The organism is Actinosynnema sp., assembly GCF_052038725.1.
Window position 1 is genome coordinate 1 of the sequence record NZ_JBQGCX010000678.1, and the last position, 2,221, is coordinate 2,221.

General features: G+C 75.0%; 2 protein-coding genes. Both read left to right on the forward strand.

From position 1 onward, the window contains the following. Positions 1-1,294: flavin-containing monooxygenase (locus tag ACTUAL_RS14335; RefSeq protein ID WP_440900587.1), on the forward strand; the 1,294-nt coding region annotated here is incomplete at its 5' end. Beyond that, the gene (locus ACTUAL_RS14340; protein ID WP_440900588.1) at positions 1,291-2,145 is read left to right on the forward strand and encodes an SDR family NAD(P)-dependent oxidoreductase; all 855 of its coding nucleotides are present in this window, start codon (positions 1,291-1,293) and stop codon (positions 2,143-2,145) included. The genes ACTUAL_RS14335 and ACTUAL_RS14340, both read left to right, overlap by 4 nt. Positions 2,146-2,221 lie beyond the last annotated feature (76 nt).

Genomic DNA, 2,221 nt, shown 5'->3' on the forward strand with positions numbered 1-2,221 from the left:
GTACTCCTACTCCTTCGCGCCGAACCCGGACTGGACCCGGTCCTTCTCCGGGCAGGCCGAGATCCAGGACTACATCGTCGGCGTCGCGCGGCGGCACCGGGTGGCCGACCGGCACGTCTTCGGCTGCGAGCTGCTGGAGGCGCGCTGGAGCGGCGAGGCGGCGCGGTGGGAGCTGACCACCACGAACGGCCGGTACAGCGCCGAGGTGCTGGTGGGCGCGTGGGGCGCGCTGTGCGAGCCCGCGCTGCCCGACGTGCCCGGCATCGCCTCCTTCGCGGGGCCGGTGTTCCACTCCGCCCGCTGGGACCACGGGACCGACCTCGCGGGCAAGCGGGTCGCCGTGATCGGCACCGGGGCCTCGGCGGTGCAGATCGTCCCGGCGCTGGCCGGGCGGGTCGGGCGGCTGCGGGTGCACCAGCGCACCGCGCCGTGGGTGCTGCCCCGGCTGGAGCGCCGCTACTCGGCGCTGGAGCGCGCCGCCTACCGGCGCGTCCCCGCGCTCCAGCGGCTGGCGCGGCTGGCGATCTACTGGGCGCACGAGGCGCAGGTCGTCGGCCTGGCCAAGTTCCCGCCGCTGCTCAAGGCGGTGGAGCTGCTGGCGGTGGCGCGGCTGCGCGCGCAGGTGCGCGACCCGGCGGTGCGGGCGCGGCTGACCCCGGACTACGCCCTGGGGTGCAAGCGCGTGCTGCTGTCCAACGACTACCACCCGGCGTTCAACCGGGACGACGTGGAGCTGGTGACCGAGGCGATCAACGAGGTGCGGCCGGGGTCGGTGGTCACCGCCGACGGGGTCGAGCGGGAGACCGACGCCATCGTGCTGGCGACCGGGTTCCAGGTCACCGACTCCCCCGTCTACCGCCGGGTCTTCGGCGCGGGCGGCGCGAGCCTGGGGCAGGTGTTCGACGAGGTGGGCCGCCAGTGCTACAAGGGCACGGCCGTCGCGGGCTTCCCCAACCTGTTCCTGCTGGTGGGCCCGAACACCGGGCTGGGCCACAACTCGATGATCTTCATGATCGAGTCGCAGGTGAACTACCTGGTCGACGCGCTCGCGACGATGCGGCGACGGCGGCTGCGGTCGGTGGAGGTGCGGGTGGAGGCGCAGTCCGCGTTCTCCCGGCTGCTGCGGCGCAGGCTGGCGGGGTCGGTGTGGAACTCCGGGGGCTGCTCCAGCTGGTACCTGGACAAGCACGGGGAGAACACCACGCTGTGGCCCGGTTTCACCTTCGGGTTCCGGCGGGTCACCAGGAAGTTCGACGCCGAGGCGTACCACCTGCGCGGGGAGGGGGCCGCGTGAGCGGCGGGACGGGGGACGGGTTCGCGGGCAGGGTCGCGGCCATCACCGGGGCGGGGTCGGGCATCGGCCGGGCGCTGGCGGTGGAGCTGGCGGGCCGGGGCGCCCGGCTGGCCCTGTCCGACGTGGACGGGGCCGGGCTGGAGGCGACGGCGGAGCGCTGCCGGGCGCGCGGCGCCGAGGTGTCGACCCGGCGGCTGGACGTGACCAAGCGGGAGGACGTGCTGGCCTGGGCGGGCGAGGTGGTCACCCGGTTCGGCGCGGTGGACCAGGTCTACGCCAACGCGGGCGTCGCCTACTACGGCGAGGTGGCCGCGGAGAGCTTCGAGGACGTCGAGCGCGTGCTGGACGTGAACTTCTGGGGGGTGGTGAACACCGCGAAGGCGTTCCTGCCGCACGTGATCGCCTCCGGCGACGGGCGGCTGGTCACGGTGTCCAGCCTGTTCGGGTTGATCGCCATGCCCGCGCAGAGCGCCTACAACGCCTCGAAGGTCGCGGTGCGCGGGTTCACCGAGGCGCTGCGCCAGGAGATGCTGGTGGCGCGCCACCCGGTGCGGGTGACCTGCGTGCACCCCGGTGGGGTGCGGACCGCGGTGGCGCGCAGCGCCAGGGCCGCCGAGGGGCTGGACGCCGGGGCGCTGGCCGCCAACTTCGACCGGCGGTTCGCGCTGACCAGCCCGGAGCGGGCCGCCGGGGTGATCCTCGGCGGGGTGCGGCGCGGCAGGCCGCGGGTGCTGGTCGGGCCGGACGCCAGGGTCCTGGACCTGTTCGGCCGCCTGTCGCCGGTCGCCTACCAGCGGTTCGGCGCGTGGTTCTCCCGGTTCCTCGCCCCGCCGAAGCCGAAGCGGGGGTGAGCGGGATGCCGACGCTCCCCCTGCCGCTGGCTCGGGCGCTGCTGCACGCGGGCTACCGGGTGAGGTTGAGCCGCAG